The organism is Micromonospora sp. NPDC048063 (assembly GCF_043202855.1).
Classification (GTDB): Bacteria; Actinomycetota; Actinomycetes; order Mycobacteriales; family Micromonosporaceae; genus Micromonospora.
On sequence record NZ_JBIDBG010000003.1, the window covers coordinates 339,148 to 354,586 of the forward strand.

Here is a 15,439-nt window from a genome sequence, read left to right on the forward strand (position 1 = left end):
CAGGATTGCTCGGTACGTGACAGAACGGACAGGAGACCAGCTTGACCAACCAGGAGACCTACCTCCCCTACACCGACGACGAGCTCGACGCCACCACCGGCGAGTTCGAGCTGTCAGAGCGGCAGGCGCTGCGGCGGGTCCCTGGCCTCTCCACCGAGCTCGCCGACATCACCGAGGTCGAATACCGCCAGCTGCGCCTGGAGCGCGTGGTCCTGGTGGGCGTCTGGACCGAGGGCAGCCAGAGCGACGCCGAGAACAGCCTCACCGAGCTGGCCGCGCTGGCGGAGACCGCCGGCTCGCACGTGCTCGAAGGGCTGATCCAGCGGCGCAACCGCCCCGACCCGGCCACCTACATCGGCCGGGGAAAGGTCGACGACCTCGGTTCGGTCGTGCTCTCCAGCGGCGCCGACACGGTGATCTGCGACGGCGAGCTGTCGCCGTCCCAGCTGCGCAACCTGGAGCAGCGCACCAAGGTCAAGGTGGTGGACCGCACCGCGCTGATCCTCGACATCTTCGCCCAGCACGCCAAGAGCAAGGAGGGCAAGGCGCAGGTCGAGCTGGCCCAGCTCGAATACCTGCTGCCCCGCCTGCGCGGTTGGGGTGAGACGCTCTCCCGGCAGACCGGTGGTAGCGGTCGTGGCGGGGGCGCCGGCGGCGGCGTGGGCCTGCGTGGCCCCGGTGAGACCAAGCTGGAGACCGACCGGCGCCGGATCCGCCACCGCATCTCCCGGCTGCGCCGGGAGATCAAGGGCATGCGGTTGGTACGCCAGACCAAGCGCGCCCGGCGGTCCCGCAACGCCGTTCCCGCCGTCGCCATCGCCGGCTACACCAACGCCGGCAAGTCCAGCCTGCTCAACCGGTTGACCGGCGCGGGTGTGCTGGTCGAGAACGCGCTCTTCGCCACCCTCGACCCGACCACCCGCAAGGCCACCACCTCCGACGGGCGGCTCTACACCCTCTCCGACACCGTCGGCTTCGTCCGGCACCTGCCGCACCAGATCGTCGAGGCGTTCCGCTCGACGCTGGAGGAGGTGGCCGAGGCCGACCTGGTGGTGCACGTCGTCGACGGCACCCACCCGGATCCGGAGGAGCAGGTCCGCGCCGTCCGTGAGGTGCTCGCCGAGGTGGGCGCCGACCGGCTGCCCGAGCTGCTGGTGGTCAACAAGACCGACGCGGCCGACGAGGAGACGCTGCTGCGGCTCAAGCGGCTCTGGCCGGAGGCGGTCTTCGTCTCCGCGCACACCGGGCGCGGGCTCGACGGGCTGCGCGAGGCCGTCGAGGAGCGGCTGCCCCGCCCGGCGGTGGAGGTCCGCGCGGTGCTCCCGTACGACCGGGGCGACCTGGTGGCGCGGGTGCACCGGCAGGGTGAGGTGCTGAGCACCTCCCACCTGCCGGAGGGGACGCTGGTGCACGTCCGGGTGGGCGAGGCGCTCGCCGCGGAGCTGGCCCCGTTCCGAGCGGCGGCGGAGAGCCAGGCGGTCGCGTCCGCCCGGTGACGGCGTCCCGGCGTCACCCGGCGGAAACCTGCGGCATGCGACACTGATTCAATGCGCCGCGCTGTTGCTTCGGTCACGGTCGCCCTCGGCTTGCTGGGGGCGACCGTGGCGTGTGCGGGGGCCGCCCTGGCGGCGCCCGCCTCGGCCTCGTCCCCGCTCACGGCCGCCGCCGGCAAGAAGCGGTGCGCGGTGACCGACGAGCGGCTGCGCGAGCTGTCCGGCCTGGTGGCCACCAAGAGCGGCTACATCGTGATCAACGACGGCACCGAGGTGGAGAGCCGCAAGCGGGTCTTCTTCCTCGACGCCAAGTGTGAGATCTCGAAGGAGCCGGTCCGCTATTCGGGGCAGGGGCCGTTCGACACGGAGGACCTGGCGCTCTCGCCGAACGGCCAGACCCTGTGGATCGCCGACACCGGTGACAACGTCACCAGCCGCGAGCGCCGCGAGCGGGTGGCGCTGTGGAGCATGCCGGTCAACGGGTCCAAGCGGCCGGTGCTGCACCGGCTCTCCTACCCCGAGGGCAAACCGCACGACGCCGAGGCGTTGCTCATCGGCGACGACGGCAACCCGCTGATCATCACCAAGGTGATGTCGGGCAAGGCGCAGATCTATACCCCCGCCGCGAAGATGAAGAGCGGGGACACCGAGGCGGTGCCGATGAAGAAGGTCGGCGAGATCGCCCTGCCGAGGACGGACACGGACAACCGGCTCGGCGCTCCGGGCCGCGTGGCGATCACCGGAGCCGCCCGTTCCCCCGACGGGTCCCGGGTGGTGGTGCGCACCTACGCCGACGCCTTCGAGTACGACGTGACCGGCGGCGACATCGTGGCGGCCCTGACCTCCGCCAAGCCCCGGGTGACGGCGCTGACCGATCCGTTCGGTGAGGCGATCGCCTACACCCCGGACGGCAAGACGTTCCTCACCGTCTCCGACGGCGGCCAGCTCGACGAGGCCGAGCCGGTGGAGATCCTCAGCTACACCCCGTCCGCCGAGGGCGCGAAGCCGGTCGCCGGCAAGGGCGACGGGCCGAAGAAGGCGGCCGGGCAGTCGTGGCTCGACGGCCTGAGCCTGAGCGACATCACGTACATCATCGCCGCGGTCGGCGTGATCGGCGCGCTGATGGTGGCCGCCGGCGTCTTCGGCATCCTGCGGGCCCGGCGCAGACCGGCTCCCCCGCGCCGGGACGCCGACGGGCCGGACCGCGACGACCTCGCCGACGACCCGCGGGGCCCGGCGGACGACGACTTCCTGCCGCCGGGCGACCGGGCGCGGGGCGGCGTCTACGGTGGCGCGCCCTCCGGTGGCGTCTACGGCGGTGCGCCCGGTGGCGGGCGGGGCGGGGCGGTCCCGGCGGGCGGTGGTCGCGGCGGCGCCGCGCCGGCCGGCGGCGGGGTCTACGGCGGTGGCCGCCCGGCCGGCGGCGGCGTCTACGGTGGCGGTCGCCCGGCCGGCGGTGGTGGTGGCGGCGGTCGCCCGGCCAGTGGCGGTGGCGGAGCCTACGGTGGCGGCCGGCCGCCGGGCCCCGGTGGCCCCGCAGGCGGTGGCGGCGGTGGCCGGCAGGGTGGCGGTGGCCGTCCCGGTGGTGGCGTCTACGGCGGCGGGGGCCAACCGGGCCCCGGCGTCCACGGCGGCGGTGGCCGGGCGGAGCCGCCCCGTCGCGGCGGCGAGCAGGATCCTCGCGCTCAGCGGCCGGCCCGCCGGCGCGACGAGGGCTACGACGACGGCCGCGGCGGCCCCAACGGCCACGGGCGGGGTGGCGGCCGAGGCTACCGGGGCGACCGCTACTGACGTCCCCGAGCCTCCGGGGCCCGCCGTCGGCGACCGCTCCGGAGGCGCCACGGGGTCAGATGCGGCGCAGCACCGCGACGACCCGGCCCATGATGGTCGCGTCGTCGCCGGGGATCGGGTCGAAGGCCGGGTTCTGCGGCATCAGCCAGACGTGCCCGTCACGGCGGCGGTAGGTCTTGACCGTCGCCTCGCCGTCGAGCATCGCGGCGACGATGTCGCCGGCCTCGGCGGTCGGCTGCTGCCGGACCACGACCCAGTCGCCGTCGCAGATCGCCGCGTCGAGCATCGAGTCGCCCTTGACCTGGAGCATGAAGACCTCGCCCTCACCCACCAGCTCGCGGGGGAGGGGGAAAATGTCCTCCACGGCCTGCTCGGCCAGGATCGGGCCACCGGCCGCGATCCGGCCCAGCATCGGCACGTACGCCGGGGCGGGGCGCTGTGAGCGGCTCAGCTCGTCGTCGACGTCGTTGGGGGCCCGGACGTCCACGGCGCGCGGCCGGTTGGGGTCGCGGCGCAGGAAGCCCTTCTTCTCCAGCTCCTTGAGCTGGTAGGCGACGCTGGACGGCGACACCAGGCCGACCGCCTCGCCGATCTCGCGCACGCTCGGCGGATAGCCGTGCCGGTCCACCCAGGTGCGGATGAACTCCAGGATCCGCCGCTGCCGGGCGGTGAGATCCACCGTCGCCGGGTCGGGGAAGGCGCTCACCACCGGGGTGACCGGGCGCACGGCGGGCTGCCCGGCCCGGCTGCGCGCGGCGCTCCGGCGTCGGGTGGCCGGCGGGCCCGCCTCGGTGATCTGCTGCGGGCTCTTCGGCCGGCTGGCCCGGTCCTCGGTCACGTCCGTCCTCCCTGGTCGGCGCTGGGTGCCTTGGCGGCTCGTGGTGCGTGCGGCGGTGCGTGGTGACCGGTGACGGAACGATCCGCGCCCGGTTGTTCATGACCGTATAGGTGAGATCGGTCATTTTCAAACGTCTGTACGACATCACCTCGGGCGTGTCGGGGTGAAAAGTGGCCCTGCTCGTACTCACGTTCTGATAAATGGTACGTCGGGTCGAACGGGTGTTCGACGCCTGCCCGATCGGCGGCGGTTTCGCCGCGACCGGACGAATAACCCCGGGCGGCGTCGGACGGTTGGTTCTGCGGCGGGTCGCGCCGGCCGGGGTCGACTCCGGATGGCGGTGACGCGCCGGACACGCCGCTCAACTTGACCGCGGATCGTCGGCGGCATACGGTCGACCCCTAGATGTAGTAGTCACACGGGCGTAAGTCGCCTACAGGTTGGGTTCGACTACCGACCGCACTCCCGTACCGTCGACACGGCGAAGACCATCGACAGATGGCTCCGCCGCGCTGACGCGTGCCCGGGAAGCGGTCGGCGTGCCCGCAGTCGATGAAGGAGGTCGGGCCGATGCGGTGTCCGTACTGCCGGCACGCGGACTCCCGGGTGGTCGACTCGCGGGAGGCCGACGACGGCCAGTTGATCCGCCGGCGGCGGTCCTGCCCGGAGTGCGGGAAGCGGTTCACCACGGTGGAGGAGGCGGTCCTCGCGGTCGTCAAGCGCAGCGGGGTCACCGAGCCGTTCAGCCGCACGAAGATCATCGGCGGGGTGCGCAAGGCGTGCCAGGGCCGGCCGGTGGACGACGACTCGATCGCGCTGCTCGCGCAGAAGGTCGAGGAGACCGTCCGGGCCAAGGGGGCCGCCGAGATCCCCAGCCACGAGGTGGGGCTGGCCATCCTGGGTCCGCTGCAGGACCTGGACGAGGTCGCCTACATGCGGTTCGCCAGCGTCTACCGGTCGTTCGACTCGCTCGCCGACTTCGAGCGGGAGATCGAGACGCTGCGGGCCGCCGCACGCGCCCGGAAGGGCGCCGGGGCCGACGCGGCCGAGGCCGCCGGCCGTACCAGTTGAAGTTCTTCGCAGTTGATGACAGTCGGATCGCGTGGCGAGGTGGCCGCGCGGACGAGGGGGCGGATGAGATGTCGGGGGATGGTGTGACGACGAGCAGGGCACGGAGCAAGGCCGGCGCGGGGCTCAAGATCGAGCGGGTCTGGACCACCGAGGGGGTGCACCCCTACGACGAGGTCGCCTGGGAGCGCCGCGACGTCGTGATGACGAACTGGCGCGACGGCTCGATCAACTTCGAGCAGCGCGGGGTCGAGTTCCCGGAGTCGTGGAGCGTCAACGCGGCGAACATCGTGACCACCAAGTACTTCCGGGGCGCGGTGGGCACCCCGGAGCGGGAGTGGTCGCTCAAGCAGCTGATCGACCGGGTGGTCACCACCTACCGCACCGCCGGTGAGGAGTACGGCTACTTCGCCAGCCCGGCCGACGCCGAGGTCTTCGCCCACGAGCTGACCTGGATGCTGCTGCACCAGGTGTTCAGCTTCAACTCGCCGGTCTGGTTCAACGTCGGCACGCCCTCGCCGCAGCAGGTCAGCGCCTGCTTCATCCTGGCCGTCGACGACTCGATGGACTCCATCCTCGACTGGTACAAGGAGGAGGGGCTGATCTTCAAGGGCGGCTCCGGCTCCGGGGTCAACCTGTCCCGGATCCGCTCCTCCCGCGAGCTGCTCTCCTCCGGCGGCAACGCCTCCGGCCCGGTCAGCTTCATGCGCGGCGCGGACGCCTCCGCCGGCACCATCAAGTCCGGCGGCGCCACGCGGCGCGCGGCGAAGATGGTCATCCTCGACGTGGACCACCCGGACATCCAGGAGTTCGTGGTCACCAAGGCGCGCGAGGAGGACAAGATCCGCGCGCTGCGCGACGCCGGGTTCGACATGGACCTGGGCGGCGCCGACATCGTCAGCGTGCAGTACCAGAACGCCAACAACTCGGTCCGGGTCTCCGACGAGTTCATGACCGCCGTGGAGAACGGCGGCGGCTTCGACCTGCGCGGCCGGCTCGACGGCGCGGTGATCGAAACCATCGACGCCAAGAACCTTTTCCGCTCCATCTCCCAGGCCGCCTGGGAGTGCGCCGACCCCGGCCTGCAATACGACGACACCATCAACGACTGGCACACCTGCCCGGAGACCGGGCGGATCACCGCGTCGAACCCGTGCTCGGAGTATCTGCACCTGGACAACTCCTCGTGCAACCTGGCCTCGCTGAACCTGATGAAGTTCCTCCGCGCCGACGGCGGCTTCGAGGTGGAGAAGTTCGTCAAGTCGGTCGAGTTCGTCATCACCGCGATGGACATCTCGATCTGCTTCGCCGACTTCCCCACCGAGAAGATCGGTGAGACGTCCCGCGCCTACCGGCAGCTCGGCATCGGCTACGCCAACCTCGGCGCCCTGCTGATGGCCTCCGGCCTCCCGTACGACTCGGAGCAGGGCCGCTCGGTCGCCGCGGCGATCACCTCGCTGATGACGGGCACCGCCTACCGCCGCTCGGCCGAGCTGGCCGGTGTCGTCGGCCCGTACGACGGCTACGCCCGCAACGCCGAGCCGCACAAGCGGGTCATGCGCAAGCACGCCGCCGCCAACGACGAGATCAAGCCGGCGGGCACCGTGGCCACCGCGATCGTCCGCGAGGCGACGAAGCAGTGGACCCAGGGCAACAAGATCGGTGACAAGTTCGGCTGGCGCAACTCGCAGGCCAGCGTGCTCGCCCCGACCGGCACCATCGGCTTCATGATGGACTGCGACACGACCGGCGTGGAGCCGGACCTGGCGCTGGTCAAGTTCAAGAAGCTGGTCGGCGGCGGCTCCATGCAGATCGTCAACCAGACCGTGCCGCGCGCCCTGCGCAGCCTCGGCTACCCCGAGGAGCAGGTCGAGGCGATCGTCGAGCACATCGCCGACCACGGCCACGTGGTGGACGCCCCCGGCCTCAAGCCGGAGCACTACCCGGTCTTCGACTGCGCGATGGGCGAGCGCTCCATCGCCCCGATGGGCCACGTGCGGATGATGGCGGCGATCCAGCCGTTCGTCTCCGGCGCCATCTCCAAGACGGTCAACATGCCGGAGGCGGCCACCGTCGAGGACGTCGAGAAGATCTACTTCGAGGGCTGGAAGCTCGGCCTCAAGGCGCTGGCGATCTACCGCGACAACTGCAAGGTCGGTCAGCCGCTCTCGGTGGCCAAGTCCAACAAGGCCACCGAGGCCGCCCCCGCCGAGGTGGAGAAGGTCGTCGAGAAGGTCGTCGAGTACCGCCCGGTGCGCAAGCGGCTGCCGAAGAAGCGCCCGTCCCAGACGGTCAGCTTCTCCGTCGGCGGCGCCGAGGGCTACCTCACCGCGTCGTCCTACCCGGACGACGGCCTCGGCGAGGTCTTCCTCAAGATGTCGAAGCAGGGCTCGACCCTGGCCGGCGTGATGGACGCCTTCTCGGTGGCCATCTCCATCGGTCTCCAGTACGGCGTCCCGCTGGAGACGTACGTCAGCAAGTTCACCAACATGCGCTTCGAGCCGGCCGGCATGACCGACGACCCGGACGTGCGGATGGCCGCCTCGGTGATGGACTACATCTTCCGTCGCCTGGCGCTGGACTTCCTGCCGTACGAGCGCCGCGCGGAGCTGGGCATCTTCACCGCCAGTGAGCGGGCCGCCCAGCTCCGGGCCGAGGCGGAGGCGGAGGCGAACGGTGCGGACCTCACCGCGATGGCCGCCTCCGCCCCGGTCGAGGCGCCGGCCGAGCCCAAGACCGGGCCGGTTGCCCAGCCGGCGCAGGAGGTCGCGGACGTCGCCGCCGCCAAGCCGGCGCCGTCCGTGGGTTCCAGCACGGAGCTGTTGGAGGCCGTGATCGGCAAGGCCGCCGACGCGCCGCTCTGCTTCACCTGCGGTACGAAGATGCGTCCGGCCGGTAGCTGCTACGTCTGCGAGGGCTGCGGCTCCACCAGCGGCTGCAGCTGATATTGCGCCGAATTGCATCTGCTGTAACGCCGAATTGCTCGATGACGGACGACGGCTGAAGGCCGGCGGTCTGCAACCGTGAGGATCGCTGCGCCGACCGACGGCTGAAGACAGCGACCGCCCGATCCTGTAGGGGTTGGGCGGTCGCTGTCACGTCACCTGGCCGTCGACACCTTCGTAGCCTTGCCGATCGTAAGCCGGGAGGGCATCATCACTCCATGATCGAGAGAATCGAACCCGACGCCGCCCGGTGAGCGCCCTCGAGGTCCGACTGGACCAGGTATTGGGCACCGGCCCGTTCTGCGAGATCGGCCAGCCCCGTGCCATCGCCGCCCCGCCTGACGGTGATCTCGTCGTGATTGGTGGGGTACTGGAATGGCCGCAGTGGCACGGCCGCGATGTCTCCAGCCGGTCACGGCCGCACCCGGGCTGGTATCCGTTGGCGGTATACGAGTCCGACGACCTGACCTGCCTGCACTACATCACCACCCGCTGGCCGACCAACGTGATCGCCTGCCATCCGACTCTGCCGCTGGCAGCCATCGGCACCGGCGCGTACGACGGCGGATGGGCCTACGAGGGCGAACTACTTCTGCTGGACCTGACCACCGGTACCACCGTGTCGTTGCTCGCTCATCCACGCGAGGTGCGGCAGATCGCGTGGCGCGATCCGCAGACGCTCGACCTGGTGCTGGCCATTCCTTGCGACGAGGATGAAAAGCGGTTCGCTACCACGTCCCTCGCGTGCTCGATTCGCCGTGACGACTGGGATCGCGCTACCGAGGGAATGCTACGGATGCCGTACGGGGAGGCGCCGGTTCCGGATGGACCGCGGACCGACCCGGCGGTCGCCGTCACCACCATCGAGAGGCTCTGCCGGGAACGCGGACTGCGTTGGGCGGCCCGGCGCGGGGTGTGGGCGGTGGATTCGCTATCCGATGGCCGGATCGTCGCTGCTCTCGAAGGTGTCCGCCTCGAATGTTGGTCTTCGACGGTTGAGGAGTCGTTGTGGCGACTCCCGGTCGATGGTGCGGGACGCCAGGTGAAGGTGCTGCCGGAGGGGCGCACGGCCTTGGTGCTGACGCAGACACCGCACAGGTTCGAGGGCGGGTGGTGGACAGTCGATCCGAGTGTCGTGGCGGAGGTCGACCTGGACGACGGTGCGGTCCGGGCGATCCACGAACCTGCCTTTTCCGCTGTCATGGTGTCCAGGACCGACGGCTGGTGGGCACTACGCGGCATCGAGCACCCCACTCGGGTAGCGACCGGGGAGGTCGTTCTTCATCCCCCCGACGGCGTGAAAACAGCAACCGTCGAACTCGGCCGGTATGACCTGTTCAACCATTTCTTCGACATCCGCTACGCGCCGGACCTGCTGTTTCTCCAAGGCCAAGAAGACGAGCCCTGGCAAGACAAGTGGGTGGTCTCCGTCGATGTGCCCGAGGGCTCGGTGCGACGCCTGTTCCCACTCGAATGGGACGAGTCGCGAGGCGGCCATCTGTTCGGCGGCTGTGGAGCGTACCTCGACGACCGGTCCGGACCGGCGCTCGTGCACACCGGAGCGGTCCACGACGGTGCCGGCCTGCTGCCGGGGAACGCCTTCGTGGTCCGCCGTGTCTACCTGACCGGCGAGCTGCAATGGATTTTCACGGCCGATCATCAGGCCACAGCGCTCGACGCCGACGACGACTTCGTCTACGTCACGTTCAATTCGGGGGAACTGGTGCTCCTGCGCGCCGAGGATGGTGCGGTGCACGCACGGCAGGAGCTACGGGTCAACGGCCACCGCGTCGTTCCGCTCTCACTCGTCCGGCTGAGTCCAGACCGCCTCGCGATCGGCACCCTGGACGGTCGTGTACTCGTCTGCTCCCTCGCTGCCACACCGGACCTGGCCAACGGCCAGGAATAGTCGACCTTCCAGATACTGCACTGCACCAGTTCGTACGACGACGATGAGCCCCGGGCGTTCCGACGCCCGCGGCTCGGTCCATTCCGTCCCACGACGGGGGAATGCAGAGCGGCCCTTGCTGTCCCAGACCGATCCAGTGCCGCTGATGCGACGGAGACGCGGGCAGCACGTTCTCGTCAGCGGTCCTCGTCGCCGTCGATGGGGCGGGGTGGGCGATTGTGGCGAGCCCACTCGTCCACCTCGTCCGCGTCCCAGATGGTTGTCCCGATCAGGCGGGCGACAGGCTCAGGAAAGCCGGGCCTGCGGGTGATCTGCAGAACCCGCTGCCGTGACACGCCGAACAGGGCGGCCAACTCGCCAGGCCCGTACAAGCGTGGTCGCTTCACCGCGTGAAGGTATGCCGGTTCGTCTGCGTCTGTCATCCACGGCCTTATCAGCAGTGCGACCGCTGCGGCGCTGACCACGCTCGCGTGGACGGATCAGCGATCCGAACAGCAGGACAAAGTCCTATCGGTGAGTCCGGAACTCGCAGACGAAGAGGGTCCACGCGTCAAGTGAAAAGTCGAGCGTAGGGCCGTTCGGATCCTTGCTGTCCCGGACCAATATCCCAGCGCCGCTGGCGGCGACCTCGACGCATGCGCCGCCGTTGTTGTCGCTGTAGCTCGACTTGCGCCAGACCGGGCGATCCGAGGTCTCCATCACCGCTCCTTGAAGAACGTGTAATCAGCCTTGGCGCTTCAACGAGTTGACGAACACCGTCCACCGGTCGCGGGGGAAGGAGAGCACCGGCCCTTGCTGGCTCTTGCTGTCTCGGACCTGGGCCACACCATCGACGTACCGGGTCTCGACGCAGGCGCCGTCGCCGCCGCTCCGGGTGCTCTTGCGCCACTGCGAGTCCACGTGCGCCTCCTACTCCTTGCGCCTCGCGCTGCGGATCTCCTCGATCATCGCGGTCGAGTCGCTGGGTGACAAGGCTGCGGCGCGCAAGCTGTTGAAGACCACGGTACAGCGGCGCACGTCCTCACCTTCCGCGTAGAGGTCGCCGGTGATGCCCTCGATGTAGACCACGCGGGGGCCGTCCGCGAAGTTCAGGATGTGGAAGCTCGACACCATGGAGGCATGGGCACCCTCCCGAAACGGGATCACCTGGACCGTGACGTTCCACCGTTTGGCGGCGTCGAGCAGGGCAGTGAGCTGGTCGGCCATGACTGCTGCGCCGCCGATCTGCCGGCGCAGCACCGCCTCATCGAGCACGGCCAGGAGGCGCAACTTCCCTGACGCGATTAGCTCCTGGCGCTTCATGCGGACGGCGACTCGGCGCTCGACCGCCTCGGGTGAGCGCTCGATGGCGTCCGCGCTGGTCAACGCCCGCGCATAATCCGCCGTCTGGAGCAACCCCGGCACGACCAGCGTCTCGAAGTTGTGTACCTCCTCGGCGGCGGACTCCAGGCCGATGTACTGACGGTACGACGACGGCAGGTCGCCGTACTTGGCCCACCAGCCCCGCTGCTTGCCGCTCTTGGCCATCGACAGAAGCGTGTCGCGCAGTTCGGCGTCGGTGACACCGTAGCGATCCAGCAGGGCGTTGAGCGCCGGCCCCTTGATCCCGACCCGGCCCGCCTCGATGCGCCGCAACGTGCTGGCCGACACCTCGATGACCTCGGCAGCCTGCTCGGCGGTCACAGTGGCGTCCTCGCGAACCCGGCGGAGCTGTGCGCCGAGCTGGAAACGAACGAAGGTCGGACTCTCCATGGCGGTCATTCTGCCGTCGATGTCTCTGTCTCAGCGCGCCCAACACGCGCATGCTTTCTGGCTCGCTGTGCTTGACCACCCAAAAATGCGCGCGCAAAATCGGCGGCGCACGCGCAGCGTGACGTGACGATTGCCAGGAGTTCGGATGCCAAGGCGTGTGTCGTACGACGACTACCTGCTGGCGGTGGCGCTCACTCTGGCCCGTCGGCACCGGCCGGTCTGGTCCTGGCGGCGGTGGCGTCGGGTCTGCCGGTGTGGGTCGGATTTGCCCTGCCGGGCTCGCCACCGCACGCCGATACGTCGAGGTCACTGGCCGGGGGAGGAGCAGCAGTGACGGAGGATCAGGTCGGGCGGGTCCTGTCGGTGCGTCTGCCCGGCGTCGACGGCCCGTGTGCCGGTTGCCGTTGGTGGTGGGCGCGGCTGGCGCCGTACCCCTGCCATCAGGCGGAATGGGCGTCCCGCTGGCGTGCTCGCGTCGCCGCCTGGCGCTTCCTGGACGGCCTGCGGTGACCACCCACGGCCCGGTCCGTCCGGTGCGGAGCTGCGGCGGCTGCGACGCGCCCTGGCCGTGCCAGACCCGACGCAGGGAACTGCACGCCGAGTTCGAGGGCGCGCCGGTGTCGCTGGCCCTCTACATGGGGTCCTACCTGGTCTGGGCGGCCGAGGACCTGACCTGGGTGCCCGCCGGGCTGCTGCACCGGCGCTTCCTCGGGTGGGTGCGGTAAGCGTGATCCGGCGCGGCGACGAGCGCTTCCACTACAGCGACGGCTCCCACAAGTGGATCCCGCCCGACCCGGACTACGACCAGGAGGTCTGGGACGAGATGGTGCGGCAGCATCAGCGCCAGCACCTGGCGGAGATCTCGCGGCGCAGGGAGCCGCGTCACCAGAAGCGGACAACGTGAGGCGTCGCCGCCGGGCATCTCCGACCGCACCGGGCAGCAGGTAGGTGTCGAGTTGGGCTGCGGGAGCAACACTCCTCGATGGCTTCCTCGCCGGCTGACGCTGGCTATCCTTCCGAACATGGCGGAGGAGCGGCGGACCCTGGCCGGGGGCCGGTATGTCTTGCAGGCCAAGCCGATCGGCAGCGGGGGCATGGGGGTGGTCTGGCGAGCTGTGGACACCCTGCTGGACCGCGACGTGGCAGTGAAGGAGCTACGACTGCCCGAGGGCCTGAGCGAATCCGAACATGAGGTGCTCCGAGAGCGCGCGATAACCGAGGCGCGGGCGGCCGGGCGGTTGGACCACCCCGGCATCGTGACCATTCACGATGTTCTGATCGAGGATGGCCACCCGTGGATCGTGATGGGCGTGGTCGAGGGGTCGTCTCTCTACTCGGTGGTGCGCGAGGACGGACCGCTGAGTCCGCGGCGGACCGCGGAGATCGGCGCGGGACTGCTTGCGGCACTGCGGGTAGCTCACGCTGCCGGCATCCTGCATCGCGACGTCAAGCCGCAGAACGTCCTGTTGGGGCGGGACGGGCGCGCCGTACTCACGGACTTCGGGATCGCCGCGGTCATCGGCGCCACCCGGGGCCTCACCGGGACTGGCTCGGTCATGGGCACGCTGGGCTACGTGGCGCCCGAGCGGCTGACCGGGCAGGGTGCCGAGCCGGCATCCGATCTGTGGTCGCTCGGTGCGACGCTGTACTTCGCCGTCGAAGGTCGGCCCGCGTACGACTCGGACGATCCGGCAGAACTGGTCGCTGCCGTGTTGAGCCGCGACCCCGGGCCGGCTGAACGTGCTGGTCTGCTGAGTCCGACGCTGCTCGGCCTGATGGCGCGTCGCCCGGGCGAACGGCTGTCTGCCGATGTGGCCGCGGAGCGTCTGCGGGAGGTCGCCGTCGGCGTCACGGCCGGCGACCACCCGACGGTTCGCGTCACCATGCCAGCCAAGGAGCAGGCCGCAGGGGCGACCAAGAAGCTGACCGAGCCGCTGCTGTCCGAGGGGAGCGGCCCGCGTGCACGACGTGTCGCGCCCACGCGCATTGCCGCGATCATCTTCGCCACGGCCCTGGCGGCCGGCGCACTGGCGACCGGCTACGCGCTCGCGCCGGACGGGGCGCCGAATCGGGAGACCGGCCGGGCCGGGGACCAACAGGCTGGCAGCCCGTCGGCCACCACGCCCGCAGCCCCGTCCGCATCGCCGTCGGTCAGACGGTTCACGACCGCACCGAGCGTGTGCCTGTACCTGGCCGACCACCCCGAGGTCATTGCGCCGTTGATTCCCAGGGCCAAGCTCTGGTCCGCACACCAGGCCACGAACAGCTGTAAATGGGAGCCCGGCCAAGATCCCGACGACGGGGAACTCACCCAGCTCGACGTGGAGGCCCCCCTGCTCCCCGCCAACCTGGGTGGCTGTCCTACCGAGGGCGAGCGGCTTCCCGGCATCGGCGAGGAGGCGTACATCTCCGAAGAGGGGGACCTCGACGAGCACGGCTGGCACGACCGTGACGTGCGTGTCTACTTTCGCGTCAACAACCTCGCGGTGTGCCTGAAGTACCGCCAAGCGTCCCGGACGTCGATGCCGCCCTCCGCCAAGGCTGCAGTGATCGAATTCACGCGGGCCCTGGACCAGTGGGTCAAGCGGGAGCCGGTGACCTAGTTGGCGATCATCAAGACATGACGATTGCCGAGAGCTACGCCGAGTTCGGCACCCGTGAGGCGCGCGGCGTGTCGCCGACGTACGAGCGCCTTTCCCTCGCGGTCTCGCGTGACGACGAACTGCTCGCGCTGGTCGAAACGCTCCCGCCGGCCAAGCGGCAGCCGAACCTGCTGTTCGGTGTCGTACGGCTGCTCGGCGGGCCCGTCGACGACGCGGCCGCGTTCCACGACTTCACGGTGGCGAACTGGCCGGCGATCGAGGCCGAACTGCGCGTCCGGGCCGTCCAGACGAACGAGCCCGGGCGGTGCGCCGTCCTGCTGCCGGTGCTCGCCGCGCTGCCGCAGCCGCTGGCGCTGCTGGAGGTCGGCGCGTCCGCCGGCCTCTGTCTCTACCCCGACCGGTACGCCTACCGCTACGGCGACCACCTGCTCGGCACGGGCGAGCCGGTCCTCGACTGCGCGCTCACCGGCACCGCGCCACCGGACCAGCTACCCGAGGTGGTGTGGCGGGCCGGGCTGGACCTGAACCCGCTGCGGGTCACCGACCCGGCGGACGTCGCCTGGCTCGACGCGCTCATCTGGCCGGAGCACTCGCACCGCCGCGCCCGGCTGCGGGCCGCCGCGGCCGTCGCCGCGACCGACCCGCCGCTGCTCGCGCGCGGCGACCTGGTGGACGACCTGCCGGCACTGGCCGCGCAGGCGCCGCCCGGCGCGACGCTGGTGGTGTTCCACACCTCCGTGCTCTATCAGGTGCCGGCTCCGCGCCGGGCAGCGTTCACCGAGCTGGTACGCGGACTGCCCGGCCACTGGATCGCGAACGAGACGCCGGGCGTGCTGCCCCACGACGCGCTGCCGGAGCCACCGGGCGAGGCGCTGCACAACGTGCTGTCCCTCGACGGCGTGCCCCTCGCCTGGACCCGCACGCACGGCCAGGCGATGACCTGGTGGGGCTGACCCGGCGTCCGACACCGGGCGCGGTCGCGGCGTGACGGCCAGATCGCGTCCGCTCGGGTCGCGGGCTGCCTCCGCCGTACGAGGCAG

15 protein-coding genes are annotated in these 15,439 nt (G+C 70.6%); 10 read left to right on the forward strand and 5 right to left on the reverse strand.

Annotated features, from left to right (window positions below; translation table 11 throughout):
• Positions 1 to 41 precede the first annotated feature (41 nt).
• Positions 42 to 1,496, forward strand: coding sequence for a GTPase HflX (hflX, locus tag ACGFZ2_RS09940; protein WP_393451892.1), 1,455 nt, complete (start codon positions 42 to 44; stop codon positions 1,494 to 1,496).
• A 51-nt stretch (positions 1,497 to 1,547) separates the two neighbouring features.
• The gene (locus ACGFZ2_RS09945) at positions 1,548 to 3,284 is read left to right on the forward strand and encodes a hypothetical protein (protein ID WP_393451895.1); all 1,737 of its coding nucleotides are present in this window, start codon (positions 1,548 to 1,550) and stop codon (positions 3,282 to 3,284) included.
• Positions 3,285 to 3,339: 55 nt separating this feature from the next.
• On the opposite strand, the gene lexA is transcribed toward ACGFZ2_RS09945, so the two are convergent.
• Positions 3,340 to 4,122 carry a transcriptional repressor LexA gene (gene lexA, locus ACGFZ2_RS09950; protein ID WP_393451898.1) on the reverse strand — a complete coding sequence of 261 codons (783 nt, stop codon included), beginning with the start codon at positions 4,120 to 4,122 and terminating at the stop codon, positions 3,340 to 3,342.
• Positions 4,123 to 4,692: 570 nt separating this feature from the next.
• Between lexA and nrdR the strand changes: the two genes are divergently transcribed.
• From nrdR to ACGFZ2_RS09965, 3 genes are all read left to right on the forward strand, one after another.
• Positions 4,693 to 5,193, forward strand: a complete 501-nt coding sequence (nrdR, locus tag ACGFZ2_RS09955) for a transcriptional regulator NrdR (RefSeq protein WP_393451900.1) — start codon at positions 4,693 to 4,695, stop codon at positions 5,191 to 5,193.
• Positions 5,194 to 5,261: 68 nt separating this feature from the next.
• Positions 5,262 to 8,135 (forward strand): vitamin B12-dependent ribonucleotide reductase, encoded by a 2,874-nt coding sequence (locus ACGFZ2_RS09960; protein WP_393265421.1) that lies wholly within the window; start codon positions 5,262 to 5,264, stop codon positions 8,133 to 8,135.
• Positions 8,136 to 8,385: 250 nt separating this feature from the next.
• Complete coding sequence (locus ACGFZ2_RS09965) at positions 8,386 to 10,044, forward strand: hypothetical protein (RefSeq protein WP_393451903.1); 1,659 nt, start codon at positions 8,386 to 8,388, stop codon at positions 10,042 to 10,044.
• Between the two features lie 176 nt (positions 10,045 to 10,220).
• On the opposite strand, the gene ACGFZ2_RS09970 is transcribed toward ACGFZ2_RS09965, so the two are convergent.
• The 4 genes from ACGFZ2_RS09970 to ACGFZ2_RS09985 all read right to left on the reverse strand — a co-directional run bounded on the left by ACGFZ2_RS09970 (position 10,221) and on the right by ACGFZ2_RS09985 (position 11,796).
• Complete coding sequence (locus ACGFZ2_RS09970) at positions 10,221 to 10,430, reverse strand: helix-turn-helix transcriptional regulator (RefSeq protein ID WP_393451906.1); 210 nt, start codon at positions 10,428 to 10,430, stop codon at positions 10,221 to 10,223.
• Between the two features lie 121 nt (positions 10,431 to 10,551).
• Entirely contained in the window at positions 10,552 to 10,743 is a 192-nt protein-coding gene (locus tag ACGFZ2_RS09975) for a DUF397 domain-containing protein (RefSeq protein ID WP_393451909.1), read from the reverse strand.
• Positions 10,744 to 10,767: 24 nt separating this feature from the next.
• Entirely contained in the window at positions 10,768 to 10,944 is a 177-nt protein-coding gene (locus ACGFZ2_RS09980; RefSeq protein WP_393451912.1) for a DUF397 domain-containing protein, read from the reverse strand.
• A gap of 9 nt (positions 10,945 to 10,953) precedes the next feature.
• Positions 10,954 to 11,796 carry a helix-turn-helix domain-containing protein gene (locus ACGFZ2_RS09985; RefSeq protein ID WP_393451915.1) on the reverse strand — a complete coding sequence of 281 codons (843 nt, stop codon included), beginning with the start codon at positions 11,794 to 11,796 and terminating at the stop codon, positions 10,954 to 10,956.
• 330 nt (positions 11,797 to 12,126) lie between these two features.
• Here ACGFZ2_RS09985 and ACGFZ2_RS09990 point away from each other — a divergent pair, with 330 nt between their 5' ends.
• The 5 genes from ACGFZ2_RS09990 (at position 12,127) to ACGFZ2_RS10010 (ending at position 15,352) form a co-directional block, all read left to right on the forward strand.
• Positions 12,127 to 12,306, forward strand: coding sequence for a hypothetical protein (locus tag ACGFZ2_RS09990; protein WP_393451918.1), 180 nt, complete (start codon positions 12,127 to 12,129; stop codon positions 12,304 to 12,306).
• Entirely contained in the window at positions 12,303 to 12,521 is a 219-nt protein-coding gene (locus ACGFZ2_RS09995; protein ID WP_393451921.1) for a hypothetical protein, read from the forward strand. The genes ACGFZ2_RS09990 and ACGFZ2_RS09995 overlap by 4 nt, the downstream gene beginning before the upstream one ends.
• A complete protein-coding gene (locus tag ACGFZ2_RS10000) occupies positions 12,509 to 12,700 on the forward strand; it encodes a hypothetical protein (protein ID WP_393451924.1) in 192 nt (63 codons plus the stop codon). Before ACGFZ2_RS09995 ends, ACGFZ2_RS10000 begins: the two co-directional genes overlap by 13 nt.
• 118 nt (positions 12,701 to 12,818) lie before the next feature.
• Positions 12,819 to 14,399 (forward strand): serine/threonine-protein kinase, encoded by a 1,581-nt coding sequence (locus ACGFZ2_RS10005; protein WP_393451927.1) that lies wholly within the window; start codon positions 12,819 to 12,821, stop codon positions 14,397 to 14,399.
• 17 nt (positions 14,400 to 14,416) lie between these two features.
• Positions 14,417 to 15,352, forward strand: coding sequence for a DUF2332 domain-containing protein (locus ACGFZ2_RS10010; RefSeq protein WP_393451929.1), 936 nt, complete (start codon positions 14,417 to 14,419; stop codon positions 15,350 to 15,352).
• Positions 15,353 to 15,439: the final 87 nt, after the last annotated feature.

Coding starts and splice junctions, on each gene's coding strand:
- ACGFZ2_RS09945 (WP_393451895.1), top strand. CDS start 1,548: ATGCGCCGCGCTGTTGCTTCGGTCACGGTCGCCCTCGGCTTGCTGGGG.
- nrdR (WP_393451900.1), top strand. CDS start 4,693: ATGCGGTGTCCGTACTGCCGGCACGCGGACTCCCGGGTGGTCGACTCG.
- ACGFZ2_RS09960 (WP_393265421.1), top strand. CDS start 5,262: ATGTCGGGGGATGGTGTGACGACGAGCAGGGCACGGAGCAAGGCCGGC.
- ACGFZ2_RS09975 (WP_393451909.1), bottom strand. CDS start 10,743: ATGGAGACCTCGGATCGCCCGGTCTGGCGCAAGTCGAGCTACAGCGAC.
- ACGFZ2_RS09985 (WP_393451915.1), bottom strand. CDS start 11,796: ATGGAGAGTCCGACCTTCGTTCGTTTCCAGCTCGGCGCACAGCTCCGC.
- ACGFZ2_RS10005 (WP_393451927.1), top strand. CDS start 12,819: ATGGCGGAGGAGCGGCGGACCCTGGCCGGGGGCCGGTATGTCTTGCAG.
- ACGFZ2_RS10010 (WP_393451929.1), top strand. CDS start 14,417: ATGACGATTGCCGAGAGCTACGCCGAGTTCGGCACCCGTGAGGCGCGC.